At 54.2% G+C, this 24,360-nt stretch carries 25 protein-coding genes and 2 pseudogenes; 24 read left to right on the forward strand and 3 right to left on the reverse strand.

The genetic code is table 11. From position 1 onward, the window contains the following. Nucleotides 1–175: 175 nt before the first annotated feature. From ACF8PE_RS21780 to ACF8PE_RS21890, 23 genes and pseudogenes are all read left to right on the forward strand, one after another. Nucleotides 176–1,798 carry a ShlB/FhaC/HecB family hemolysin secretion/activation protein gene (locus tag ACF8PE_RS21780; RefSeq protein WP_165718634.1) on the forward strand — a complete coding sequence of 541 codons (1,623 nt, stop codon included), beginning with the start codon at nt 176–178 and terminating at the stop codon, nt 1,796–1,798. Next, the gene (locus ACF8PE_RS21785; RefSeq protein ID WP_103792502.1) at nt 1,798–2,346 is read left to right on the forward strand and encodes a toxin-activating lysine-acyltransferase; all 549 of its coding nucleotides are present in this window, start codon (nt 1,798–1,800) and stop codon (nt 2,344–2,346) included. Before ACF8PE_RS21780 ends, ACF8PE_RS21785 begins: the two co-directional genes overlap by 1 nt. Beyond that, nucleotides 2,339–11,071: a hemagglutinin repeat-containing protein gene (locus tag ACF8PE_RS21790; RefSeq protein ID WP_392495277.1), complete on the forward strand. Its 8,733-nt coding sequence runs from the start codon at nt 2,339–2,341 to the stop codon at nt 11,069–11,071. Before ACF8PE_RS21785 ends, ACF8PE_RS21790 begins: the two co-directional genes overlap by 8 nt. Then, a complete protein-coding gene (locus tag ACF8PE_RS21795) occupies nt 11,055–11,279 on the forward strand; it encodes a hypothetical protein (RefSeq protein ID WP_032613411.1) in 225 nt (74 codons plus the stop codon). The genes ACF8PE_RS21790 and ACF8PE_RS21795 overlap by 17 nt, the downstream gene beginning before the upstream one ends. A 95-nt stretch (nt 11,280–11,374) precedes the next feature. Next, entirely contained in the window at nt 11,375–11,857 is a 483-nt protein-coding gene (locus tag ACF8PE_RS21800; protein ID WP_117386752.1) for a hypothetical protein, read from the forward strand. Nucleotides 11,858–11,879: 22 nt separating this feature from the next. Continuing rightward, entirely contained in the window at nt 11,880–12,128 is a 249-nt protein-coding gene (locus tag ACF8PE_RS21805; protein WP_223610385.1) for a hypothetical protein, read from the forward strand. 107 nt (nt 12,129–12,235) lie between these two features. Then, nucleotides 12,236–12,511 (forward strand): DUF6966 domain-containing protein, encoded by a 276-nt coding sequence (locus ACF8PE_RS21810; RefSeq protein ID WP_392495278.1) that lies wholly within the window; start codon nt 12,236–12,238, stop codon nt 12,509–12,511. Nucleotides 12,512–12,564: 53 nt separating this feature from the next. Continuing rightward, nucleotides 12,565–12,897 (forward strand): hypothetical protein, encoded by a 333-nt coding sequence (locus ACF8PE_RS21815; protein ID WP_392495279.1) that lies wholly within the window; start codon nt 12,565–12,567, stop codon nt 12,895–12,897. Between the two features lie 2 nt (nt 12,898–12,899). After that, nucleotides 12,900–13,532, forward strand: coding sequence for an SMI1/KNR4 family protein (locus ACF8PE_RS21820; RefSeq protein ID WP_392495280.1), 633 nt, complete (start codon nt 12,900–12,902; stop codon nt 13,530–13,532). Nucleotides 13,533–13,553: 21 nt separating this feature from the next. Then, nucleotides 13,554–13,970, forward strand: coding sequence for an Imm63 family immunity protein (locus tag ACF8PE_RS21825; protein WP_196221584.1), 417 nt, complete (start codon nt 13,554–13,556; stop codon nt 13,968–13,970). Between the two features lie 50 nt (nt 13,971–14,020). Next, complete coding sequence (locus ACF8PE_RS21830) at nt 14,021–14,452, forward strand: hypothetical protein (RefSeq protein ID WP_155167178.1); 432 nt, start codon at nt 14,021–14,023, stop codon at nt 14,450–14,452. 146 nt (nt 14,453–14,598) lie between these two features. Then, nucleotides 14,599–14,718: a DNA/RNA non-specific endonuclease gene (locus ACF8PE_RS21835; protein WP_392495281.1), complete on the forward strand. Its 120-nt coding sequence runs from the start codon at nt 14,599–14,601 to the stop codon at nt 14,716–14,718. 112 nt (nt 14,719–14,830) lie between these two features. After that, nucleotides 14,831–15,163 carry a hypothetical protein gene (locus tag ACF8PE_RS21840; RefSeq protein ID WP_032613425.1) on the forward strand — a complete coding sequence of 111 codons (333 nt, stop codon included), beginning with the start codon at nt 14,831–14,833 and terminating at the stop codon, nt 15,161–15,163. Nucleotides 15,164–15,367: 204 nt separating this feature from the next. Continuing rightward, nucleotides 15,368–16,102: pseudogene (locus ACF8PE_RS21845) on the forward strand (filamentous hemagglutinin); the annotation flags it as partial. Between the two features lies 1 nt (nt 16,103). Further along, nucleotides 16,104–16,613 (forward strand): DUF2247 family protein, encoded by a 510-nt coding sequence (locus ACF8PE_RS21850; RefSeq protein ID WP_077227765.1) that lies wholly within the window; start codon nt 16,104–16,106, stop codon nt 16,611–16,613. A gap of 212 nt (nt 16,614–16,825) precedes the next feature. Next, nucleotides 16,826–17,146, forward strand: coding sequence for a hypothetical protein (locus ACF8PE_RS21855; RefSeq protein WP_392495282.1), 321 nt, complete (start codon nt 16,826–16,828; stop codon nt 17,144–17,146). Nucleotides 17,147–17,406: 260 nt separating this feature from the next. Beyond that, complete coding sequence (locus ACF8PE_RS21860; RefSeq protein WP_262983458.1) at nt 17,407–17,541, forward strand: hypothetical protein; 135 nt, start codon at nt 17,407–17,409, stop codon at nt 17,539–17,541. Beyond that, nucleotides 17,538–18,038, forward strand: coding sequence for an Imm70 family immunity protein (locus ACF8PE_RS21865; protein ID WP_392495283.1), 501 nt, complete (start codon nt 17,538–17,540; stop codon nt 18,036–18,038). Before ACF8PE_RS21860 ends, ACF8PE_RS21865 begins: the two co-directional genes overlap by 4 nt. A gap of 34 nt (nt 18,039–18,072) precedes the next feature. Next, complete coding sequence (locus ACF8PE_RS21870) at nt 18,073–18,426, forward strand: hypothetical protein (protein WP_146054039.1); 354 nt, start codon at nt 18,073–18,075, stop codon at nt 18,424–18,426. A gap of 40 nt (nt 18,427–18,466) precedes the next feature. Next, nucleotides 18,467–18,583, forward strand: a pseudogene (locus tag ACF8PE_RS21875) (DUF6966 domain-containing protein); the annotation flags it as partial. Nucleotides 18,584–18,978: 395 nt separating this feature from the next. Then, a complete protein-coding gene (locus ACF8PE_RS21880) occupies nt 18,979–19,443 on the forward strand; it encodes a hypothetical protein (protein WP_144882617.1) in 465 nt (154 codons plus the stop codon). A gap of 106 nt (nt 19,444–19,549) precedes the next feature. Beyond that, nucleotides 19,550–19,885 carry a hypothetical protein gene (locus tag ACF8PE_RS21885; protein WP_103792511.1) on the forward strand — a complete coding sequence of 112 codons (336 nt, stop codon included), beginning with the start codon at nt 19,550–19,552 and terminating at the stop codon, nt 19,883–19,885. 400 nt (nt 19,886–20,285) lie between these two features. Further along, nucleotides 20,286–20,846, forward strand: coding sequence for an Ail/Lom family outer membrane beta-barrel protein (locus ACF8PE_RS21890; protein WP_392495284.1), 561 nt, complete (start codon nt 20,286–20,288; stop codon nt 20,844–20,846). A 3-nt stretch (nt 20,847–20,849) separates the two neighbouring features. Here the strand turns inward: ACF8PE_RS21890 and ACF8PE_RS21895 are convergent, their stop codons facing one another. Beyond that, on the reverse strand, nt 20,850–21,767 hold the full coding sequence (locus ACF8PE_RS21895) for a LysR family transcriptional regulator (RefSeq protein WP_059307343.1): 918 nt from the start codon (nt 21,765–21,767) through the stop codon (nt 20,850–20,852). A gap of 97 nt (nt 21,768–21,864) precedes the next feature. Between ACF8PE_RS21895 and ACF8PE_RS21900 the strand changes: the two genes are divergently transcribed. Further along, nucleotides 21,865–22,467 carry a short chain dehydrogenase gene (locus tag ACF8PE_RS21900; protein WP_392495285.1) on the forward strand — a complete coding sequence of 201 codons (603 nt, stop codon included), beginning with the start codon at nt 21,865–21,867 and terminating at the stop codon, nt 22,465–22,467. 37 nt (nt 22,468–22,504) lie between these two features. On the opposite strand, the gene ACF8PE_RS21905 is transcribed toward ACF8PE_RS21900, so the two are convergent. Then, nucleotides 22,505–23,503 (reverse strand): transketolase family protein, encoded by a 999-nt coding sequence (locus tag ACF8PE_RS21905; protein ID WP_103792513.1) that lies wholly within the window; start codon nt 23,501–23,503, stop codon nt 22,505–22,507. Continuing rightward, nucleotides 23,503–24,348 carry a transketolase gene (locus tag ACF8PE_RS21910; protein WP_392495286.1) on the reverse strand — a complete coding sequence of 282 codons (846 nt, stop codon included), beginning with the start codon at nt 24,346–24,348 and terminating at the stop codon, nt 23,503–23,505. Before ACF8PE_RS21910 ends, ACF8PE_RS21905 begins: the two co-directional genes overlap by 1 nt. Nucleotides 24,349–24,360: the final 12 nt, after the last annotated feature.

Here is a 24,360-nt window from a genome sequence, read left to right on the forward strand (position 1 = left end):
AAACTCGGATAATTCTGTGCTTTAGGATTAATCCCCCTTTCCTTCCCCTCGCAATACTTAAACAATTTTACACAAATTCACATTGTCTTCTTTTTGCTTACACAGCACGGATCCGCCGATGAAAGCCCGACACAATATCGCCATAATAATAGCGTCAGCCTCTGGCCTGTCTTTAATGATCCCTGCCCAGGCAGCGGAGCCAGATAATCAATTTATTATTCAGCAGCAGCGTCAGAGAGCCCTGGAACAGCAATTAACCCCGCCTGTTCCCGATGTACGCCTTTCTGAGCCGTCATCCGGCTTTGGCAAGATTGCGTTTCCGACGGAATCCCCCTGCTTCCCGATCAACCGCGTCGAACTGAGCGGCCAGCAAGCCCTGCCCCACTGGGTGCCGCTGCAGCGGATTGCGGACCAGGCGCAGGGGCGCTGTCTGGGCGGCAAAGGGATCAATCTGCTGATGAGCACGATGCAAAACCGCCTCGTTGACCACGGCTGGATCACCACCCGCGTGCTGGCCCCGTCGCAGGATCTGAAAAGCGGAACGCTGAAACTCACCATTGTGCCGGGCACCATCCGCCACGTGCGGCTCACTAAAGAGAGCGATGACTATATCCAGCTGTACAGCGCCTTCCCGGCCCACGAAGGGAATCTGCTGGATCTGCGCGATATTGAACAGGGGCTGGAAAACTTACAACGTCTGCCGACGGTAGAGGCCAATATGGAGCTGCTGCCGGGAGAGAACCCGGGCGAGAGCGACGTGGTGATCACCCGTAAGCAGAGCAAAATGTGGCGTATCGGCCTGTCGCTGGACGATGCCGGGACCGAAACCACCGGGCGCTATCAGGGCGGCGTCACGCTGTCGCTGGATAACCCCTTCTCCCTGAGCGACCTGCTGTATGTCTCTGCCAGTCACGACCTGAACGACAAGGGCGGCAAAGGCAGCAAAAACTACACGGCGCACTACTCGGTGCCCTTTGGCTACTGGATGCTGGGCGTCACCGGCAGCGACTACGACTACCACCAGACCGTCGCCGGGCTGAACAGTGATTATCGCTACAGCGGTAAAAGCAAAAACCTCGATATCCAGCTCAGCCGCGTGCTGCACCGCAGCGGCTCGCAAAAAACCACCTTTAGCTACGACGTGCTGGCGCGGGAGACCCGCAACTTTATCGATGACACGGAAGTGGGCGTCCAGCGTCGTCAGACCGCGGGCTGGCGCATCGGGCTGGATCATCGCCACTACATCGGCCAGGCCACGCTGGATGCGGGCATCAGCTATCAGCGCGGCACCCGCTGGTTCGGCGCACAGCCTGCGCCGGAAGAGTTCTGGGGCGATGCGACTGCGCTCAGCAAAATTACCCTGATAAGCGGCCAGCTCGATCTGCCGTTTGCCATCGGCACGCAAAACTTCCGCTACAACGTGCAGTACCTGCGCCAGATCAGCAACACGCCGCTGACCCCGCAGGATCAGTTCGCCATCGGCAACCGCTGGACGGTGCGCGGCTTTGACGGCGAGCGCACCCTGAGCGCCAGCCACGGCTGGTACGTGCGTAACGATCTGGCCTGGCGCACGCCGCTGCCGAACCAGGAGTTCTATCTGGGTGCCGATTACGGCGAAGTGGGCGGTTACAGTTCCGATCTGCAGGTGGGTAAACACCTGGCGGGCGGCGTAGCGGGCCTGCGCGGCAACGCCTTCAACACCGGCTATGACCTGTTCGCCGGAACGCCATTCTCGAAGCCGGACGGCTTTGAAACCAGCGATCTCACGCTCGGCTTTAACCTCAACTGGAGCTGGTGATGCGCGTCGGACATCTGGATATCAAAGCGCCGCTGATCCTCGGCGGCCGGGAGAGCGAGGCCGAAGTGCTGGGGGCCACCGTCTGGCTGTGGATGCACTCCCCGATGCACCGGGACGCCCCGCTGCATGCCCTGCCCACCCTGCTGCTGCCGATCATCAAACGCCAACAGTACGTGCTGGTGAGCGAAAACGACCGGCCAGTCTTTTTCCTCAGCTGGGCCAGCATGAACGAGGAGGCGGAAGCCCGCTACCTCACCCGCCCCGCCATCGAGATGAAAGAAGAAGACTGGGATAGCGGAGAGCGGATCTGGTTCAGCGACTGGATCGCCCCCTTCGGCCATACCCCCGCGATGTACAACCTGATGCGCCGCGATATCTTCCCCGACCACGTCTGCCGCGCGCTGTATCACCGCGGCGCAGAACGTGGCAAGCGCGTGATGCTGTTCCACGGCAGCCACGTCAGCCGTCAACACGCCAGAGAGTGGCAACAGAATCACCCGCTCACCGTGAGCCTGCCGGAAGCGTTTAAAGGAACGAACCATGAATAAGAACCTGTACCGAATTGTCTTCAACAAAGCGCGCGGCATGCTGATGGTGGTGGCGGATATCGCCCGCTCCGGCCGCGCCGGTTCGTCACGTTCTTCCGGCATCGGTCATACCCACAGCCAGCTTATCGGCAAGGTGAGCGCCATCAGCCTGAGCCTGTGGCTGGCGATGGGGGCCGTGCAGACGGCGCAGGCCGCTATCGTGGCGGACGCCGGTGCGCCAAAAAACCAGCAGCCGACGGTAGTGAACAGCGCCAACGGCACGCCACAGGTCAATATCCAGACCCCGTCCAGCGCCGGGGTGTCACGTAACAACTACACCCAGTTCGACGTGGACAGCAAAGGGGCGATCCTCAACAACTCGCACAAAAACGTGCAGACCAATCTGGGCGGCATGGTGGCGGGCAACCCGTGGCTGGCGAAAGGCGAAGCCAAAGTGATCCTCAACGAGGTTAGCTCCCGCGACCCGAGCAAGCTGAACGGCATGATCGAAGTCGCCGGTAAAAAAGCCCAGGTGGTGATCGCCAACCCGTCGGGCATCACCTGTAGCGGCTGCGGCTTTATTAACGCCAACCGCGCCACCCTCACCACTGGCCAGCCGCAGATAAAAGACGGCGCGCTGACCGGCTTCAACGTCGAGCGCGGCGAGGTGGTGGTGGACGGCGCGGGGATGGATACCTCCGGCGCGGATTACACCGACATCATTGCCCGCTCGGTGAAGGTTAACGCCGGGCTGTGGGCCAAGGATCTGAAGGTCACCACCGGGCGCAACAAGGTGGATGCGGCCCACGAGGTCATCGAAAAAGGCAGCGACGATCCTGCTACCCGTCCACAGCTGGCGGTGGATGTGGCCAGCCTCGGCGGCATGTATGCCGGTAAGATCCGCATGGTCGGCACCGAGAGCGGTGTCGGGGTGCGTAACGCCGGGGCCATCGGTGCCCAGGCGGGCACCGTGACCCTCTCCGCCGACGGACGCATTGAGAACAGCGGCACCCTTCGTGCCAGCGATAGCGCCAGCCTGCAAACCGCCAGCGACATGAACAACAGCGGAGTCATCACTGCCGCCAGCAATGTCCGGGTCAATGCGGCAAGCTTCACCGGGAGCCAGCAGAGCGTGCTGGCCGCCGGGGTGAAAAGCGACGGCAAGCTCGCCGACGCGGGCGATCTGGAACTCAGCACCAGCGGCCAGCTGAGCGCCCACGGGCAAACCCTGGCGGGCGGGGATCTCAGCGTCCGTGGCCAGGGCGTGGACGTCAGCGGCAGCCAGACCCAGGGCAAACGCCTCCTGCTGGACGGCGGCGCGGGGGATGTGAACACCGCCAGCGCGAAGGTCAACGCCAACGAAATGACCGTCCGCACCGGGAAATTACTTAACAACGCCGGGGGCACGCTGAGCGCGGAGACGATTAACCTCAGCGCCCACGACCTCAGTAACCAGAAAGGCAACATCGTCCAGCGTGGCAGCAACGCGCTGACTGTCGATCTGCCGGGTAACATCAATAACCAGCAGGGGCAGATTGGCGCGACGAACGGCGTGCAGCTCAAGGCTGACACCCTCGATAACACCGCCGGGCAGATTATGGCGGTGGCAGGCGATACCCGGCTGCAGGCCGGGGCAATCGACAACACCGCAGGGAAGATCGTGGCGGTGGCGGGCAATACCCGGCTGGAGGCCGGGGCCGTGAACAACCAGCAGGGGCTGATCTCTGCCGCGACGGGCGAGGGTGAAATCCAAAGCCAGCAGGCGGTGAACAACGCCAAAGGCCGCATCGAGGCGGCAAAAACCCAGCGCATCAGCGCCGGAAGCCTTAACAACCAGCAGGGGGTGATTGTCGCCGATGGCGCAACCCTGGCCCTGAACGGCGGCGCGTTTGACAACCGTTCCGGCTCCCTGCTCTCTCAGGGTTCCCTGAGCCTTGAGAGCGGCACGCTGAACAACCAGAGCGGCTTCCTGGCGAGCAACGGCGGCTTCAGCCTGAACGCAGGTGCGCTGAACAACCAGAGCGGGTTGCTGGCAAGCGAAGGCGACTTTAGCCTGAACGCGGGTGCTATCGACAACACCGACGGCCAGATTGGCGCGAACCGGTCGTTGAACGCCGGTTTCGACAGTCTCAGCAATAACGGCGGCGCGCTGAAATCGGTCGGGGCCATGACCCTGAGCGGCGGCCTGCTGGATAACAGCCAGGGCACCACCTTCTCTGGTACCAGCCTCACCTTTGACGGCGATACGCTGAACAATACCGCCGGGCAGTTGGCGGCGACGCAGAGCCTCTCCCTGACCACCACGCAGCTCATCAATAATAAAGGCGTGGTGCAGGGCGACGGCGTGAACGTCACCTCAAGTGCCATCGATAATAGCGCAGGTACCCTTAACAGCCTGGGGGCGCTGAACCTCTCGGCAGACCGCCTCAATAACCAGGCGGGTACCCTGGCCGCCAGCGACGCGGCGGATATTGCAGCCACCCGTCTTGATAACCGCAGCGGCGGGCGGGTGATTGGCGAAGCCGATACCACCCTGCACAGCCAGAACCTGCAAAACGGCGGCGGGCAGATCCAGTCGGTGGGCGATCTGCTCCTCGACAGCGCTCGTGGGACTGTAGAGAACGTCTCGGGGCTGATCCGCAGCGGCAAAAGCGTGACCCTCAATGCCCTGAACGTTATTAACCGCGACACGCTCGGTGAAAACCAGGGACTGGAGGGCCAGAGTCTGGCGCTCAATACCGGTGCCCTGGATAACCAGCGTGGCAGCATCCTGGCGAATAACACACTGAGCATCGATAACAGCGGTGTGCTGAACAACAGCGCCGGGGCGCTGGCCTCCGGTGACACCCTGGATCTTAGCGGTAGCGGCCTGAATCTGGTCAACGCGGGCGGCACCCTGAAAGCGGGTAAAACCCTGAACGTAGACGCGGCGTCGCTGGATGCCAGCGGCCAGCTGCTGTCGCTGGGGGATATGGATCTCCACAGCGCTAACGGCGTGAACAACACCGGCACCACCATCGCCAACGGCAACCTGACCTTCACTACCGACGGGGATCTCACCAACAGCGGCCAGCTGATGGCGGGCAGAGCCCTCAATGTGCAGAGCGCCAATCTGACCAACCTCGCCAGCGGCGAAATCAATGCCGGGAGCACCACCCTGACGGCCACCGGCACGGTACGCAATAGCGGCCTGATCGACGGGATCACCACCCGCATTAACGCTGACACCCTGACCAACATCGGCACCGGGCGGATCTACGGCGACGCGGTGGGTGTAAATGTGGATACCTTTAACAACCTCGCCGAAAACGGCACTGCGTCGACGCTGGCCGGGCGCGAGCGTGTGAACCTCGGCGTGCAGACCCTGAACAACGCCGACCACGGTCTGATCTACAGCGCAGGTAGCATGGCCATCGGCGGCGCGCTGGACGACAATGGTGCCGTCACCGGCCGCGCGGGCACCATTAACAACCACAGCTCGACCATCGAGTCCGCCGGGGATATGGCGATTGCCGCCGGGCAGATCAACAACATCAACGACCACTTCTCCACCGAGGTGGTGCGGGTGTCGCAGGACGATCTGACCGACTACCAGCACACGGGTTCAACCAACCGCTGGAGTTCGACTGAGCAAGGCGTGTGGGTGGATGACAACTCCTCCGATGGCCTGAAAAACCTCAACACGCCAGAGCGTTCCGGCCACGGCAATGACAATTTCAACCAGTACGACTACACCCGCACGATCGACGAAACGCGCATCAAAGAGAGCGACCCGGCGAAGATCCTCGCCGGCGGCAACCTGCTGATGACCGGCGACAAGCTGTTCAACGACAAGAGTCAGGTGATCGCAGGCGGCACCCTGGCGATTGACCAGATGGGCAGCGTGCAGAACGACGACGTGCCCGGCAAGCGTTACACCACCGATGAGGGCACCGTCACCCACTACTACCGTATTCGCCACAAAGGCGACGACGAGCAGGGACGCGATCGCACGGCCTACACCCCGCCAACCACCATCCAGGATATCGCCCTGAAACCGGGCCAACTGGTCAGCAACGGCAGCGTCGAGGGGAGCAATCTCAGTATCACTCCGCTGGTGTTGCAGGGAACGGACGTGGCGATTGGGCAGGCTGCTGGCGTGAAACCTGTGCCGCAGCAGACCGTCTCCCCGGGCGAGCCGGTGACCCCGCCTGCCGGGCAGCAGTTTGAAGTGACCCCGGCCGACGGCGCGATCCGCATTATCGGCCCAAATACCACCCTGCCGGACAACAGCCTGTTCAAGGTGAACCCGTCGGCGGAGGTGCCGTATCTGGTGGAGACCGATCCGCGCTTTACCAACGAGCGCCAGTGGCTCGGCAGCGACTATATGCAGAACGCCTTTACCGCCGATGGCGACAATACCCTTAAGCGGCTGGGCGACGGCTACTACGAGCAGCGCCTGATCCGCGAGCAGGTGATTGGCATTACCGGCCAGCGCTATCTCGACGGCTATAACAACGACGAAGAGCAGTATAAAGCGCTGATGGATCGCGGCATTACCTTCGGCAAGCAGTATGACCTGAAGCTCGGCGTGGCGCTGACGCCGGAGCAGATGGCGCTCCTGACCGGGGATATCGTCTGGCTGGTTAACACCCAGGTGAAGATGCCGAACGGCTCAATGGAAAACGTACTGGTCCCGCAGGTCTACGCCAAAGTGAAACCGGGGGATATCGACGGCTCCGGGGCGCTGATTGCCGGGAACAACGTCTCCATTAAACTCAACGGCGACCTGTTTAACCGCGGGACGATTGCCGGGCGCAATGTGTTGCAGCTTGATGCCGACAACATCACCAACCAGACCGGCACCATCCAGGGGGCAGACGTCAACCTGAACGCTCGCACCGATATCAACAATATTGGCGGCGCCATCGTGGGCGACAGCAGCGTGCTGGCCCGCGCCGGACGTGACATCACCCTCACCAGTACCACCACCAGCGCCTCCAGCGTGAACGGTGAGAACAGCTTTGCCCGCACCACCATCAACAGCGTCTCGGGCATTTACGTCCAGGGCGACGACGGCAAGCTGGCGTTGCAGTCCGGGCGGGATATCACCCTGACCGGGGCGCAGGTGATCGCCAGCGGCGAGAACGGCAAAGCGCAGCTGGTGGCCGGGCGGGATATGACCCTGAACACGGTGGAAACCGCCAGCCGCGATAATCTGGTGTGGGATGGCGATAACAGCCTGAAACAGGGGCAGACCAACAGCATCGGCAGCGAAGTGACGGGTAAAGGTGACGTCACTCTGGCCGCCGGGAACGATCTCAACGCCCGCGCCGCCGCCCTCTCCGCTGGCGAGGCGCTGAACGTCAGCGCCGGGAATAACCTGACCCTGACGGCGGGCGAGAATACGCAGGATCTGGACGAACGGCATAAAGTGGTGGGCGGTAACGGCTTCCTGTCGAAAACCACCACGACCACCCGCGACCAGATTGACCGCCAGACGGTGCAGAGCAGCGAGCTGAACGGCGACACCGTTAACCTGACCGCCGGCAACGATCTCACCGTGCGCGGCAGCAACGTGGCCGGTACGGGCGATGTTGCCCTGCTGGCAGGCAACAACCTGAGCGTCGAGACCCAGGCCGAACGTAATAACGAACTGCACCAGAAGCAGGAGAAAAAATCGGGGCTGTTAAGCTCGGGCGGGATCGGCTTTAGCGTCGGCACCCAGAGCATCAAAACCACCGATACCGGCGCGGACGCCACCCAGGCGGGCAGCACGGTGGGTAGCGTCAACGGCGACCTGAGCCTGCGGGCGGGCGATCGCCTGACGGTGAGCGGCTCCGATCTGGTGGCCGGTCAGGACATGACGCTGACCGGTAAAAACGTCGATATCACGGCGGTGAACAACCGCAGCCAGCAGACCCACGAGGTGGAGCAGAAAACCTCCGGGCTGACGCTGGCGCTCTCCGGCACCGTTGGCAGCGCGCTGAACAGCGCCGTCGAGGCCTCCCAGCAGGCGAAATCCTCCGGCAGCAGCCGCCTGCAGGCATTGCAGGGCGTTAAGGCGGCGCTCTCCGGCGTACAGGCCGCGCAGGCCGGACGGTTGGATCAGGCCATGGGCGCGGATGCCTCTAACACCAACACGGTGGGTATTAGCCTCTCTTACGGCAGCCAGTCGTCGAAATCGACCCAGTACAGCGAGCAGAACACCGCTCAAGGCAGCACCCTTAACGCCGGGCGCGATCTCAGCGTGATCGCCACCGGCAGCGGCGCGCGCGGCACGGACGGAGATCTGACCGTGGAAGGCAGCCAGCTGAAGGCGGGCAACGATATCACCCTTGCCGCCAACCGCGATCTGTACCTGCGCTCGGCGCAAAACACCCAACTGCTGGACGGCAAAAACGAGAGCAAGGGCGGCAGCGTCGGGGTTGGCATCGGCGTGGGCTCCGGCGGCTTTGGCCTTAACATCTCCGCCAGCGTCAACCGCGGCAAAGGCAACGAGAGCGGCAACGGCACCACCCACAGCGAGACCACCGTGGACGCGGGCCGCCAGGTGAATCTCCTGACCGGACGTGACGCCACCCTGACCGGGGCGCAGGTGAGCGGCGAAACCGTGAAAGCGGACATTGGCCGCAACCTGACGCTCACTTCCGAGCAGGACAGCGATCGCTACGACTCGAAACAGCAGAACGCCAGCGCGGGCGGGAGCTTCAGCATCGGCTCCATGACCGGCTCGGCCAGCGTCAACGTCAGCCGCGACAAGATGCACAGCAACTACGACTCGGTGGTTGAAAAGACCGGGATCTTCGCCGGTAAAGGCGGCTACGACGTGACCGTGGGCGAGCATACCCAGCTCAACGGGGCGGTGATTGGCTCGACGGCAACCGCTGATAAAAACCGTCTCGATACCGGCACCATCGGCTTTAGCGATATTGAAAACCGCGCCGATTTCGAAGTGGAACACCAGAGCGTGGGCATGAGCACCGGGGGCAGCATCGGCAGCCAGTTTGCCGGGAATATGGCTAACGGCCTGCTGGTGGGCGCGAACCGCGACGGGCATGACAGCAGCACCACGCACGCGGCGGTATCTGACGGTACGCTGATCGTCCGCGACCAGGATCGTCAGGTTCAGGATGTGAATCAGCTCAGCCGCGACGTGGCGCACGCCAACCAGACGCTCTCCCCTATCTTCGACAAAGAGAAAGAGCAGGAGCGACTCCAGCAGGCGCAGCTGATCGGCGAGATTGGTAATCAGGTGGCGGATATTGCCCGCACCGAGGGCAGCATCCGCGCCACTAACGCCGCGAAAGAGAAGCTGAACCACGTCAATGCACAGGACCTGCAGGAGGCGAAAGCCGCGTGGGAAAAAGCCAACCCGGGCAAAACCGCGACCCTGAGCGACATCAACGGCCAGATCTACCAGACGGCCTACAACGACGCGCTCAGCGCCTCGGGCTTTGGCACCGGCGGTCAGTATCAGCAGGCGATTCAGGCGGCGACGGCGGCGGTTCAGGGGCTGGCCGGGAGCGATCTCAGTGCGGCCCTTGCTGGCGGTGCTGCGCCGTACGTGGCGGAGGTGATTGGTCACTACAGCGGCCTGAACGACGCGGGCAAAGTCGCGGCCCACGCGGTGGTCAACGCCGCGCTGGCCGCCGCCCAGGGGCAAAACGCGCTGGCGGGTGCCGCCGGTGCCGCCACGGGCGAGCTGGTGGGGATGATCGCCACCGAGATGTACGGGAAATCTGCCGATGAGCTGGATGAAACCCAGAAGCAGACGGTCTCTGCGCTGGCAACGCTGGCGGCGGGCTTGTCCGGCGGACTGGTGGGCGACAGCTCTGCCTCTGCTGTGGCGGGAGCGCAGGCGGGTAAGACGACGGTTGAGAATAACTATCTAAGTACGGCAGAAGCACGTCAGCTAGATAAAGAGCTACTGGAGTGTAAAGCCTCCGGCGGTGACTGCATGAAGGTGGTTGAGAAGTATCTGGCAATCAGTAATAAGAAGAGCAAAGAGCTTGCGGATGCCTGTACCGGCGGAGGGGTGACCTGTGTTACCTGGCAGGAGCTGATCCAGGCCTCTACCAACGTGGCCAACGATCCGCAGCCGGGGCAGTTCCGCCTGGATGAAAAACTCAAAGATCCGACGGCAGCGGCACTGGTGAATTATCTGAATGGCGCGGACCTGAAATTCCTGCAGGACAATATCACCAAAGGGGATCGCGTATTGTCTGTGGTGATGGATCCAACCTCATGGCCGGTGATCATCATGGGCGGACGAGCGATTCTGACCAACGCCGTAAATAACACCAAAGAGCAGCTTATCGCTGTGGGCGTGGGTGTCGGTTTAGGGGCAGGTATTCAGTACAAAACGACGGGTGAAGTCAAACTTGCCGATCTTATTGGATCTGGGGTTATCGGGGCGATCACCGCGGGTAAAGGTTATAACCCAACCGTGACATGGAACGCAGCAGGTGGTTACTATCAAGCTCAAATCAATGGCGACGATCCTATGCTCGCAGCTTTACTGAGTAAGGCGGGTGCTTCTGCAGGTTTCGCTACAGGGAACATGATCAAAGTGCCGTTTGATAAAATATTCAACCCGGTATCAAAACAGTACGAGTGGGTTCCAACAGGCGTCTGGACAATAACCAAACCTGTACCACAACACCCTTTACCTTCAATATTGGGTAACGCAGGGGACTCTGCGATGTCGGGTATGGTTTCAGATAAGCTGAAAGAGAGCGGTAGTAAGAATGAAAAACAGCACTAAATCGTTTATTAACCTTGTTTACCTGTGCTGCGCGATAGGTCTGGCTGTGTTCATTCTGACGCTCCTTGGCCGTTTAGTCGGTGCGGGATTAGCATGGAATGTGAAGGAGGATTTCCCCTTCTCTTTCAAAGATGTGTTGATATGTCTTGAGTTAACCTGGCTGGGGCTGCCTGCAGGTTTGATCATCTGGTTTTTTTATCACCGGTAAAAGACCTTGACAGGTTGCAATGTGAATCATCTCCCGCCTCTGCTGGCGGGAGATGAAACGAAACAATTATCTTCGGTGAAGACAGGAGCCTGTAAATGACAACCAAATCAGTTGATCAACTACAGACAGGATTAGATCTCTACCTGTTAAACGGCTATGTCGAATCAAATTCATTTAACGATCCGAATGATGATACGCTGGAATATCTGGGTATGCTGCTCATGGAAGATCAACCCGCGGCGCTAAAATATTGTCAGAGATTTTTGCAGCTGTCCCAGGTCAATGATGAACTAAAATCAGCCGCACTTGATTACTTATTACTGTCCAGTGAATGGCGTTTCGCGTATCAGTATCTTTATAGCCAGGCGGAAAGACTTTCTATCCCGGAACTTGAAAAGACTTTTTTTTATTTTTATTGTGATAAAAACGAAGCCACACCTTATCCCGTTCCCGAAGGGCTATTCACGAAATTGTTAGCACGATTTGAGGTTGTTAAGGATGAGCCCGATGCTTATTTTTATCATCTTCATGAAGCCTATAATGACTTTGTTAAAACGCTTTCCGATACGCCGAACTGACTTTATTGTGGGGAAACAATCTGTGACTCAATCACATCATTTAATTAAAGTTATTGCCGATATGGCCATTTTCCTTGAATTTACTGACGAAAATTCGCTCAATCCAGATGCCGCTGTGGAAATGATGGAACATATAGCCGCCGAGCTTCAGCTATTAAAGGACGATGAGAAAATTCGCGTTATCGATTCCTTTGCAGAAATTGCGAAAGCGTACCGGGGGGATGAGTCCGACTTTGTCAAAGCCCTTCCCGATACGCTGGGTTTACGTTAACCTCATTTAATGAATCGTTCTTACAGACCTGCATTGGCGGCAACAAATCTGCAGTATCTATGTTATGGACTTAAAACCTCTGAAAATATGGATATTAAGACGGTAAAATGACTATCGAGAAAACGACTCTAATCGTAGATAAAATGCAACGCATGGCTACCCTATTAGAATTAGGCGGATATGCCGAATGGTCAGCCAGTATTTTTAAACTGGCTAAAAAATATGAGCTTGATTCTGATGATACCAAACACATTTTTCTCAATCTCTATGGTGGAATGGGGTCTCAAAACGATCTCGTAATGTATAGAAACGGCAAGGTTTTGATGAGTGAAAACGATGAACTCGATCAGCTCCGGCGCGACCTGTTTAACCTTCTTTCCTGACCCCCTGCTCTCGCAGGTGGTTTTTTAGATTTTTGTTCACGACAGGAGGAAAGATGCGCGAATCCCAGGACATTTATAATGATATTGGTGCGGTATTGCTTTCGATCGCGCCTGAGGATGCGGTAGAAATCATTCTGAACGCAAAGTTAGAACCTGAAAGTGACTGCGGTGAGTTTACTTATGACTATGTTGATAAACAGGGAAACCAGCATTGGGTTACTGAAACAGCGGATGCCAGTGCAAAACTTTTAGATCTTGTGGTCGAACTGAGGAATTTTTTCGTTGATAACGTTCAATCACTCGAAAAGCCGTTCTGGCAGGGCTGTGAGGTAACGGTAAACGTTGAAACACTCAGGATTAACATTGACTTTAAATATGAGAACTAAACATGTCTATATTTTGGGAAAAGCTCTTATCCGTTTGCAGCAGTGATATCTCCTCAGAAAAGGGGCAAAAAGTACCCGCAGCTTTTCATGATTATCCTCTGGTTGAGGATTTAATTAATTTATTAAATAAACGAAACGGATTTTATGGTTTCGAGTCAGCTCTACATGTTTTCTCTGTTGAGACAGACGGGGAAGAGATCGGCCTCATCGACTGGAATGATAATAGCTTATGGATTGATTGTTACGATGATCTTGCTCGTAACGCCATTTTCTTTGCTGAAGATGTTTTTGGCGGCCAATTTTGTATAAAAAAAGATGGCATATACACGTTCGATCCAGAAACAGGCTCTTTTGATTACCTTGCGCCTGATATCAATGAATGGTGTAAAAACATACTTGAAGACTATCAGGTCTTAACAGGCTATCCACTAGCAAACGCATGGCAGAAGAAGTATGGTTCAATACCTGCGGGCTATCGCCTGGCCCCCAAAATTCCGTTTGTTATGGGTGGCAAATATGAGCCAGATAATCTTTACTTAGAAAAATCGACAGTAGCAATGAAAGCAAGAGCCCATATTGCATTGCAAATAAGAGATGTTCCCGATGGTAGCAACATCCAGTTAACGTTGAAATAGTGTGCAGTGAGGTTCACTAATATGCTCGCCAATATTAATGAAATACAAAAACAAGTTGATGAAATTATTTTACGAGCAGGTTTTCCAAAACATTCAGTGAATCTGTGTTCTGCTCCCTATGGCGACGGCACTCCTTATATTTCATTCGAAAAAGATTCATATAATTATATTTACTCAGAAAGAGGGTATGAGTTTTCCCGAAAAGTCACTCACTCTTTGAATACGCTGCTTTATTGGATAATGTCCGAATTCGCCTATCAGATTGCCTACCAGTATGAGTTAGAACACAGGGTTAAAGGGAGGGATGGACGGCGCATCGCTTTTCCAAAATTTATTGAAATAATGGCGAATATGAACCCAGCCTGGGAGTCGGAGGCGCGAGTTGACATTCAAAAAATTCTGGCTGAAGCGCCCTACGATGATAGCCTCTATACATAATTGAGGGCAACATAGTAGCAATGCTGGCGCAGGGTAAAATTACAAAGTAAGTGGCCGAAGAGCAGGTGAAGGCCGAAAATGAACGCTATAAGCGCGAACACTGTGCCGGAATGAGCGCCGAAGCCTGCTCGGTTAAAATGTACACTGAGCGTCGGGAAGCGCTGAAGGATGTGGCGTTATTTGGTGTGGAATTTGTACCCATCGTCGGAGATATTAAAGGGTTTACGGAAGCGCAATCTGCAGTAGATTATCTGGCCGCTGTAATAGCGATTATTCCGGGGGTAGGTGACGGAGCAGGGAAAGTACTTAAAGCAGCAGAGAAGGCACTGGCAAAAGGCGAACTTGATACTGCGTCTACGCTAATCAATAAGGCCAGTGATGAAATTGTTGCTGTATCTGGTAGTAAGGGAAACTGGAGTAAACAGCTGAATAATCCTCTGCCAAATAAAACGTATAAATTGATGGTGATAAAACTTTTGTGACCGATAATCATGGACGGGTAGCATCTGTTGAAGCCGATCTGTCATTATTGACGAGAGATCGTAATACCTACCAATAGTGCAAGGCTGGTAAATGTGGGGTTACAGGGGATGAAGGTGGTCACCTCATAGCCAGTATTTTTAGAGGTTTGGGTGAGAAGCTTAATATTGTTCCAATGAGTGGCAATCTGAATAAGGGTGTCTGGAAACAAATGGAAAATACGTGGGCTGCTGCACTGAAAGAGGGTAAGCAGGTCAATGTAAGATAGAACCTGTGTATTCTGGAACGGGAGGTCGCCTGGAAATCTTTAACGTTTTATACTCTATCAATGGCGGGCGCCCAGTAGAATAAAACTTTATTAATACTCCGGGAGGAAAATAATGAGAAATGATCAAGAGATTTATAAAGATATCGGTACTGTTTTATACAGCATTGCTCCCGACGAAGCTAAAAAGATCATTATGCGTGCAGAGTTATCACCTGAAAACGATCATTGTAAGTATGAATATGATTATCTTGATGCTGCTGATGAAATTCAATGGTTAACGGCAGGTGGAAGGGCGAATACAGATATCCTTCGTTATCTGGTAGAGCTTCGCAACTACTATATCGAAAATAATCTGACCAATGGCCGCCCTGCATGGCATGGATGTGAAGTGACGCTGGATATTGAAAAAATGAAACTCAATATAGACTTCAGATACGACGATTAGTCATCAACGCTCCCGGCCCTTACGCCGGGAGCATGCAATCAGACGGGACCTATTTAACCTTCTTTCCTGAACAAAAATCCCGCATTCGCAAGTGGGAATCTCAAGAATGAAAAACAGCACTAAATCTTTTATTAACCTTGTTTACCTGTGCTGCGCGACAGGTCTGGCTGTGTTCATTCTGACGCTCCTTGGCCGTTTGAATGGCAGACTTTAGCGTGTAAGGCAGGCGCACAGGCTAAATGGACTGCAATTGACCTTGGACAGGATGGCAGCTTTGCAGCAGGGATGATCGCAGGCGTGCCCGCAGGACTGTATGATGCCGTTGACGGTATCGTGAAGGTCGGGGCAAATCCGCAGCAAACTTACGAAGCGCTGAAATCACTGTTTAACAGTGGCGATGTGTTAGGTAACGTTTCAGATGCGATAAAGCAGTCCTATATAGATCGTATTGACCATTTGGAAGCGGAGTATCAGAAAGCTGGCGCCAGTGGTTCGTTTAATGCGGGGGTCGAAGGTGGCAAGCTGGTTACCGATATAGCTGGACTGCTTGCTGGTGTTGCAGGCGTGGCGAAAAACGGCGTCGTTCTCACGGAGAAGATTGTCGTGAAAACCACGACTATGGTGGAAACAGCATTAAAATCTTCGGTTGTTAATAAAATTCTTAAAGCAGACAGAATTGGTAGTGGTTTAAAACCTGACCCAACTCATCGGGGGGCGAGTTATCTGAGCCGGGAGCAATTGATGGAAGGGAAAGTTTTCACTCTCAAAGGGGGGGATGGTGTAGAAAGAAAACTTCTTCAGGCTGAAGGTTCCTTTAATGATAAGAAAGGAATATACGAGTATATCTATGATAAGCAAGGGAAAGTTACACACCAAAGATTTATTGAAGGTGGTAATATAACCGGTCTTCCTAATCAATGGCCACCGAAGGATAAGTGACATGACGTTATATCCGGTACCCTATGATTTTATTGTTAAAAATACTCATCTTTCATGGTGTGATGTGAAGTGGGGTTATGAAAATAATCTCATTGCATCAGACGTGCCCATAAAGATGGCGGAACAAATAGTCTTAACGGGAAGTTATACTGATTCTGAACTTGAATTATCATTCCTTATGCCTGAGAGTTCAAATGAGGTGTCTCTCTTTTTAGAGAAGTTGTGCACAGGGTTTGAGCAAGACAATGACTCGACGATCAGGCAAAAATGGTTATTTATTGTTCTAAGCTGGCTTTGGAACAATCGTGCTAGTTTTGCAGATCCATTATCTGAAGTTGAAATTATTTATGCAGATTTTGACTACCCCGCTGAAATAGAGGGTTTTGTTAAATATATGCCTCCTTCTGATGGATATGATCCATCCACGCATTCTCAGACGGAAAATATGAATCATTTAATGGAGAACTGGGTGAATTATTTAGAAGAAAAGTTTGTGGAGTATAAAAAGTAAAAATCCTGAAATCTGTGTCGGCACGCCAGAATGTCCCGTTTCAGGTAAAGAACAGCCCGATCATTTGCATCGGGCTATGAGATTTTTCAAACATTTAGCCAAATCAAAAACAGCACTAAATCGTTTATTAACCTTATCAAAGCTGTCCTTTCAGTGTAGCCGTAGTTCGGCCCTCCCCCTCAAATACTTTCTAAATCTCTCGCACATCCTGAGTGGCCGAAGAGCAGGTGAAGGCCGAAAATGAACGCTATAAGCACGAAAACTGTGGCGGGATGAGCGCCGAAGCCTGCGCGGTTAAAATGTACACTGAGCGTCGGGAAGCGCTGAAAGAGATGGCCTCGCTCGGAGCGGATTTTGTTCCGGTAGTGGGTACTATAAAAAGTGTAGCGGAGGCACAGTCAGCACTGGATTATCTCAATGCAGCCGCTTCCTTAATTCCAGGAGGACGTGTTGCTGCAGGCGTGCTCAAAGTAGCAGAGAAGGCACTGGCTAAAGGTGATGTTGTTGAAGCGTCTAAGCCAACGATGAGATAGCCGCTGCTTCACGTCCCAGCCGCAGGCAATCAGAAATAGATGTAGGTAAAGATCTCGGTGACGGATGGCGTGAACAAGTCAGCTTCAAAGACGGCAAAGAGGTTCCTTATGGTACGAAAGGCGGAGTTCGTCCTGACTGGTGCCAAGGATATGTTTGTAGTGTTGAAGTAAAAAACTATAATATTACGACTAACAAAAATGGATTGATTAACAATGTTGCAAAACAGGCTGTTTAGCGACAGAAGAATTTACCTGAAGGAATGCAAAAGCAATTAGTGATTGATATGCGTGGGCAGAGTGTGACAGTCGTAGATAGAATGAAAATTGTAAAAGGCGTTGTAGAAAAATCAAATGGTGCAATTGCTCCTTCCTCAATCAGGTTTAAAACACAATGAAAAATGTAGGAATACTTGCAGCGATGACTCTTGCAGAAGTTGGGCCAGCGTCTGATGTGAAAGGTTTTTTTAATGTGGTGCTTTCTTTATTAGAAAACGGCACCAACGGTAGCAAATATCCCTGGGTAATGGAAAAGTTATATCGTGGGTCTTTAGCTTATGATGATCTTTACAAAGTTAAAAACGAGCTGGACTCCATTAAAAATGAATTTTCAGTAATATTACCTGATAATATTGAGTGGTCGTCATTTGGGATAGATAAAAATCACTCCCGATTAAATTTTGAAGGAAGGAGTTTGTTTTCAGTCTTTGAGCGATTCTTTAAAGCTTTTGATGAAGCATTAGAATGTACAGAGGTTTACTATCAAAGCTTTAATGAGTATATACCTGTAAGAGTGGGGTTCACCGACGCGCCGCATTATATTGATGATGTTAATAGAACATCAGAGCAATACAATGCATTAGGAACAAATGATGAACCTTTTTGGTTACAATAAAATCAGGAAATATTGTTAACCTTATGAGGTAATTATGGCTGGATGGTTGTATTTCGGAGGACAAGATGGTGTCTCATTGGGATCTTCCGCGATTGATTTTATCGCTTCTTATTTACGGCCTTATATTGCCGGAGTAAGCACAGAGGTTATGGAAAAAGTTTATGAAACCTATGACCTCTTCGATGATACATTAGATTTTTCCGCTTTATCATCAAAAGATTATATGCATTGTTACAGCCAGTTATTAACATCTTTTGAAACTGATCTTGCGGCGGTTCCGATTATTAACGGGAAATCGCGGCAGTGGGCAATTGGCATCTGGCATGATGAAATAAAGCCCAAAATGCAGGCATCACCACTGTATAATCCTGATTTGTTGAATAAATAGAAAAACCCCGGCCTTTGTGCCGGGAGCATGCTGACAGACGTATAGCGGAATGGGGTCACTAAGCGATCTCGTATTGTATAGAAACGGAAAGGTTTTGATGGGTGAAAACGATGAATTCGATCAGCTCAGACGGGACCTGTTTAACCTTCTTTCCTGAACAAAAATCCCGCATTCGCAAGTGGGAATTTCGAAAATGAGAAACAGCACTAAATCGTTTATTAACCTTGTTTACCTGTGCTGCGCGACAGGTCTGGCCGTGTTCATCCTGACGCTCCTTGGCCGTTTAGTCGGTGCAGGATTAGCATGGAATGTGAAAGAGGCTTTTCCCTTCTCTTTCAAGGATGTGTGGATATGTCTTGAGTTAACCTGGCTGGGGTTACCTGCAGGTTTGAGCATCTGGTTTTTTTATTACCGATAAACAGCCCAGGGAACACCCTATTATGATAATTAACAATTGCCTGGCACTCGGTTAGCGGAATTTTTGCTATAAATTTGTGCTTTAACGAACAAGATATTATTGTTGAGAAATACACGCCAGATGGGAGTTATAAAATGACAGTGGAATGGGCTAGTTTTATAGATGTCCTTGGTAAAAGGGAGGATTCTGTTGAAGTTATTAACCTGTGTCAGGCTATTGGTGAATCCCCGGTTATATCAACTGAAGCTGATGAATATAACGATCCTGATGGGAAAACGAAGTATTATAAATTTTTCCACTCTGGTATTGAGATGGGGTTTCGGAAAGCCTGCTTAAGTCATGTTCATTTTTATTTTGGCAATGAAGATGGATATTCACCTTTTACAGGCAATTTTATCCCAGGAATTAAAGGCGGGATGGACAGGACATTCATTACAAAATTGCTCGGAAAACCCACGTTGTCTGGCGAAGGCAAAGTCGACATGCTCCTTGGCTGGATCAATGGATGGTCAAAATACGAATATGGGAACCACTCACTACATCTTCAGTACACGGAGCATAATCACCTGTGTCACGCAACGCTGATGAAAAAATTATAACAGCATAATTTGCAACGATTTTTATCAAATTTTAGCCTGAATGGTGTATGATGATTACGGGCATAAAATTGCCTCATTTGAACTAATTTATCTGTCAGGAAAAATGATGCGTCAATCCCAGGCTATTTATAATGATATTGGCTCGGTCTTAATAGCCGCAGCGCCCGATAGTGCCGCAAAAATCATTGCGCGCGCTGAGCTGTCGCCTGAAGGCGACCACTGCAAATGTGAATTTGATTATGTTGACATCACCTCAGGAGAGACAAACTGGTTCACTGCTGGCGCACATGCCAATGCTGAATTGCTGGATCTCTTAGTTGAGCTGAGGACATTTATTGTGGAAAATGTCTCATCACAACGGCCATCATTCTGGCACGCCTGTGAAATAACAGTCGATGTTGAAAAGCTCAAAATCACTATTGATTTTAAATACGGCGATTAGCAGACACTACTCACCTACTACATGAAATCCCCTGATAAATATATGAGCGAGTTAGGGGATCTGCACAATAGAATCGGTCAATTACTGGTTAATGCCGGTCCTGCTGATGCAAAGTAAATCCTTGCTCGCCAGTTACCCTTTACGTCTCCTGTTGGTTAATCTGCGGGATTATTACACTCAGAATAATATGACCAACGGTTATGATGAGTAAACGTGCTCCCCTACCAATACAGGGGGGGCTAATTCCAGGACTATTCCGGCCTTTAAGATTATTCCCTATTTTATCCCCCAGTAAAAAAACCAACAATTTTACCGCCTTAATTTGCAGTGGAATATCTCCAGCCTGAAGGATGGGATATATGGCATTACACATAAAAAACGACAACAAGGATTACGGAAAATGAAAAAAATAGCTCTGGCGGTATGGGTTGCGGCAACGCTGGCAAGCGGCGCTGCTCTGGCGGATAATCAGACCGTATCTGTGGGTTATGCGCAGAGTAACGTTGAAGACTTTAAAAATATCCGCGGCGTGAACGTTCAGTATCGCTATGAGTGGGATTCCCCGGTTAGCCTGGTGGGCTCATTCACCTATATGAGCGGCGATCAGGACGAGCATTATTATCTTTTCTCTGACTCCGTTAAAAACCATATCGAAGTGAAATATTACTCCCTGATGGCTGGCCCGGCGTATCGCCTGAACGAATTCGTTTCCCTGTATGCACTGGGCGGTGTGGCGCGCGTGAAAGCAGACGGCCACACCACCTGGGTGAACGGTGGCGACTACTATACCCAGCGCGACGGCATCAATGAGAAATCCACCTCTTTTGCCTACGGCGCGGGCGTGCAGTTTAACGCAACGCCTGACCTGTCGATCCACGTCGGTTACGAAGGCACCACTGCCGATTTGGGCGACGATTACGACATCAACGGCTGGAATGTGGGCGTAGGTTATCGCTTCTGACCCTCAGACTGTCCCCTCTCCCTGAAAGGGAGAGGGGACAGTCTGTGCATGTTTCATGATATGTGCGATAAATTGGGTAAGTTTCGGTAACGGCCGTAAGTCCTGACGCCACAACAAATGCACCGGCCTCGGCTGGGGGGTGAAATTCTCCAGCACCCGAATCAGCCGACCATTCGCCAGCTCGTCCGCCACCAGCACCTCCGGTTGTAACAGTAATCCCGCCCCGGCAATCGCCGCCATTCGCAGCCCGTACCCGTCGTTACAGCGCAAGATCGCATCACGCTTCCAGCGCACCTCCCCTTCCATGCCCGGTAGCCGCCACTCGTTGCGCGCGGTCCACACCGTGTGCGACAGACAAAGATGATCCACCAGATCGTCCGGCGTTTGCGGCGTGCCGTGACGGGCTAAATAGTCCGGTGCGGCGCAGATCACCATTCGGTACGGGCAAAGGTATTTCGCCACCAGATCCTCGGTGTGGATGTCGCCGATACGGATCGCCAGGTCCACCCCCTCCTCCACCAGATCGACCATCCGATTGGTCAGATCCAGCTCGACGCGCACCTCCGGGAAGCGCTGCAAAAAGGTGGCGGTCAGCGGGGCGATCACGCACCCGCCGAACGAGGTGGGCGCCGTCACCCGCAGCGTGCCCGCCGGGGCGGTACGCAGACGCTCTACCGAGCGTTCAGCGATGGCGACCTGCTCGATGACCCGCTTTGCCTCTTCAAACCAGACCCGCCCGGCATCGGTCAGGCTCTGGCGGCGGGTGTTGCGCTCCAGCAGCCGGGTGCCAAGCTGCGCCTCCAGCCAGGCGATGTACTTCCCGACCATCACCGCCGACATCTCCAGCCGCGCCGCAGCACCGGTAAAGCTGCCGCTCTCCACCACCGCGATAAAAGTCTCCATGCCGCGAAGCTTATCCATATTGCAAACCTCTGGTTAGTAATGATCTAACTTTAGCCCAGTTTATCCCTCTTTTAATTTGCTAAACAATGAAGGCTCACAACATAAGGAGTCGGCTATGAAAATCGTCATTATTGGTGCCAGCGGTACGGTTGGTCGCGCAGTCACAGAAGAGTTAAGTCGTCGTCACGACGTCATTCGCGTAGGCCGCACGAAAGGCGATCATCAGGTGGATATCACCTCGCAGGCCAGCGTGCAGGCGCTGTTTGAGAAGATCGGCCCGGTGGATGCGATTGTCTCCGCCAGCGGCGGGCTGCACTTTGGCCCGCTCACGACCATGACCGACAGCGAGTTTAACCAGGGATTGCAGGACAAATTACTGGGTCAGGTGCGCCTGGCGCTAACCGGCCAGCATTACCTGAACGAAGGCGGCTCGATTACTCTGATTAGCGGCATCGTGGCCCACGAACCGATTGCCCAGGGCGTGAACGCCACCACGGTGAATGCGGCGCTGGAAGGCTTTGTTCGCGCTGCCGCCTGTGAACTGCCGCGCGGGATCCGCATCAACCTGATTAGCCCGACGGTACTGACCGAATCCGCCGAGGCCTACGACGGCTTCTTACCGGGGTTTGAAAGCGTGTCTGCCGCGAGCGTGGCCCAGGCCTATCGCCGCAGCGTGGAAGGGGTGCAGAGCGGACGGGTGTATAAGGTGGGATATTAATGGCGATCGGGGCGAGTCGGCCTCGCCCCGGTTAATGTCACAGCCTGCGGCGAATTTTTTCCACCATCGCCGCGGTGGAGATCCCATAGCGGTCGTGCAGGGTCGGCAGCGCCCCGGCATCGAGGAAAGCATCCGGCAGTGCGACGGTATCGAAATCGACGTTCACGCGATGGCGCATCAAGAGCGAGGCCACCGCCTCGCACAGCCCGCCGACGCTGCTGTGGTTTTCCGCCACTACTACCAGCCTGCCCGGCTTCGCCGCCTGCGCCAGAATGGTCTCTTCGTCCAGCGGCTTGATGGTAGGCGAGTGAAGCACGGCCACGCTGATGTTATCTTTGCGCAGCTGTTTTGCCGCCTCCAGCGCCCGCATGGTCATTAACCCGGAGGCGATAATCAGCACGTCGCTCCCCTCTTCCAGCAGCGCGGCTTTACCGATGCGGAACTGGTAGTTGTACTGATCCAGCACCACCGGCACCTTGCCACGCAGCAGGCGCATATAGACCGGGCCATTGTGCGCCGCAATAGCGGGGACCGCCTGCTCGGTATCTATGGCGTCGCAGGGGTCGATAATGGTCATGCCCGGAATGCCGCGCATGATGGCGATATCCTCCGTTGCCTGATGGCTCGGGCCGTAACCCGTGGTCAGCCCCGGTAGCGCTGCGCAGATTTTCACATTGAGATGCTCTTCAGCGATCACCTGATGAATAAAGTCATAGGCGCGGCGGGTAGCAAATACTGCATAGGTAGTGGCGAAGGGGATAAAGCCCTCTTTTGCCATCCCGCCTGCGGCGCCCATTAACAGCTGTTCTGCCATCCCCATCTGGTAGAAGCGCTCCGGGTAAGCCTGGGCAAAAATATGCAGATCGGTGTACTTCGACAGATCTGCCGTCATGCCGACGATCTCCGGGCGTTGCTCCGCCAGCTTCACCAGCGCGTGGCCAAACGGCGCGGCGCGGGTCTCCTGACCTTCGTCGGCAATAGAGGCGATCATGGCCGAGGTGGTTAAACGCGGTTTTTTCTCGCTTGTCTGGCTCATCATTGCACTCCTTCCGGTTTGTTCGCGTCCAGTACCGCGAGCGCTTTTTGCCACTCGTCAGCGTCCACGCGTATGAAATGGTTCTTGTCGCGCTGCTCAAGGAAGGCCACGCCCTTGCCCATCAGGGTGTCGCACAGGATGACGCGCGGCTGGCTCTCCGGGTAGCGCTTCGCGTTATCAAAGGCCGCGACCAGAGATGGCACGTCATTACCGTTGACCCGCTGCACGTACCAGCCGAACGAGGTCCACTTATCTTCCAGCGGCTCAAAGCCGAGGATTTTGTGCGAGTTGCCGTCGGCCTGCTGACGGTTGATATCCACCAGCACGATCAGGTTCGACAGGCCGTAATGGGCGGCAGACATCGCCGCCTCCCAGGTAGACCCCTCGTCCAGCTCGCCGTCGGACATGGAGTTGATCACCCAGGCTGCACTGTTTTTATGCTTCAGCCCCAGGGCCATGCCCACGCCGATGCTCAAGCCCTGTCCCAGCGAGCCGCCGGAGATCTCCATGCCCGGCGTGTAGGTCGCCATACCGGACATCGGCAGACGGCTGTCGTCCGAGCCGTAGGTCTCCAGTTCCTCTTCAGGAATAATGCCCGCCTCGATCAGCGCCGCATAACAGGCGATGGCGTAGTGTCCGTGGGAGAGCAGAAAGCGGTCGCGTCCTTCCCATTCAGGTTCGTCGGGTTTGATGGACATGCCGTGGGCAAAGGCGGTGGCCAGCACATCTGCATAGCCCAGCGCCTGGCCGATATAACCCTGCCCCTGCACTTCCCCCATCCGCAGCGCATAGCGGCGAATGCGCCAGGCGGCAGCGGCGACCTGTTGTACTGTCGTATCAGTCATGTTGATGTCTCC

The sequence above is a fragment of the Leclercia sp. GLN_9 genome (assembly GCF_043105735.1).
GTDB lineage: Bacteria > Pseudomonadota > Gammaproteobacteria > Enterobacterales > Enterobacteriaceae > Enterobacter > Enterobacter adecarboxylatus.

Excerpts from the sequence above, each read along its gene's own strand:
- ACF8PE_RS21780 (WP_165718634.1), top strand. The coding sequence starts at position 176 with ATGATCCCTGCCCAGGCAGCGGAGCCAGATAATCAATTTATTATTCAG.
- ACF8PE_RS21785 (WP_103792502.1), top strand. The coding sequence starts at position 1,798 with ATGCGCGTCGGACATCTGGATATCAAAGCGCCGCTGATCCTCGGCGGC.
- ACF8PE_RS21790 (WP_392495277.1), top strand. The coding sequence starts at position 2,339 with ATGAATAAGAACCTGTACCGAATTGTCTTCAACAAAGCGCGCGGCATG.
- ACF8PE_RS21795 (WP_032613411.1), top strand. The coding sequence starts at position 11,055 with ATGAAAAACAGCACTAAATCGTTTATTAACCTTGTTTACCTGTGCTGC.
- ACF8PE_RS21800 (WP_117386752.1), top strand. The coding sequence starts at position 11,375 with ATGACAACCAAATCAGTTGATCAACTACAGACAGGATTAGATCTCTAC.
- ACF8PE_RS21810 (WP_392495278.1), top strand. The coding sequence starts at position 12,236 with ATGACTATCGAGAAAACGACTCTAATCGTAGATAAAATGCAACGCATG.
- ACF8PE_RS21815 (WP_392495279.1), top strand. The coding sequence starts at position 12,565 with ATGCGCGAATCCCAGGACATTTATAATGATATTGGTGCGGTATTGCTT.
- ACF8PE_RS21820 (WP_392495280.1), top strand. The coding sequence starts at position 12,900 with ATGTCTATATTTTGGGAAAAGCTCTTATCCGTTTGCAGCAGTGATATC.
- ACF8PE_RS21825 (WP_196221584.1), top strand. The coding sequence starts at position 13,554 with ATGCTCGCCAATATTAATGAAATACAAAAACAAGTTGATGAAATTATT.
- ACF8PE_RS21840 (WP_032613425.1), top strand. The coding sequence starts at position 14,831 with ATGAGAAATGATCAAGAGATTTATAAAGATATCGGTACTGTTTTATAC.
- ACF8PE_RS21850 (WP_077227765.1), top strand. The coding sequence starts at position 16,104 with ATGACGTTATATCCGGTACCCTATGATTTTATTGTTAAAAATACTCAT.
- ACF8PE_RS21860 (WP_262983458.1), top strand. The coding sequence starts at position 17,407 with ATGCAAAAGCAATTAGTGATTGATATGCGTGGGCAGAGTGTGACAGTC.
- ACF8PE_RS21865 (WP_392495283.1), top strand. The coding sequence starts at position 17,538 with ATGAAAAATGTAGGAATACTTGCAGCGATGACTCTTGCAGAAGTTGGG.
- ACF8PE_RS21870 (WP_146054039.1), top strand. The coding sequence starts at position 18,073 with ATGGCTGGATGGTTGTATTTCGGAGGACAAGATGGTGTCTCATTGGGA.
- ACF8PE_RS21880 (WP_144882617.1), top strand. The coding sequence starts at position 18,979 with ATGACAGTGGAATGGGCTAGTTTTATAGATGTCCTTGGTAAAAGGGAG.
- ACF8PE_RS21885 (WP_103792511.1), top strand. The coding sequence starts at position 19,550 with ATGCGTCAATCCCAGGCTATTTATAATGATATTGGCTCGGTCTTAATA.
- ACF8PE_RS21890 (WP_392495284.1), top strand. The coding sequence starts at position 20,286 with ATGAAAAAAATAGCTCTGGCGGTATGGGTTGCGGCAACGCTGGCAAGC.
- ACF8PE_RS21895 (WP_059307343.1), bottom strand. The coding sequence starts at position 21,767 with ATGGATAAGCTTCGCGGCATGGAGACTTTTATCGCGGTGGTGGAGAGC.
- ACF8PE_RS21900 (WP_392495285.1), top strand. The coding sequence starts at position 21,865 with ATGAAAATCGTCATTATTGGTGCCAGCGGTACGGTTGGTCGCGCAGTC.
- ACF8PE_RS21905 (WP_103792513.1), bottom strand. The coding sequence starts at position 23,503 with ATGAGCCAGACAAGCGAGAAAAAACCGCGTTTAACCACCTCGGCCATG.
- ACF8PE_RS21910 (WP_392495286.1), bottom strand. The coding sequence starts at position 24,348 with ATGACTGATACGACAGTACAACAGGTCGCCGCTGCCGCCTGGCGCATT.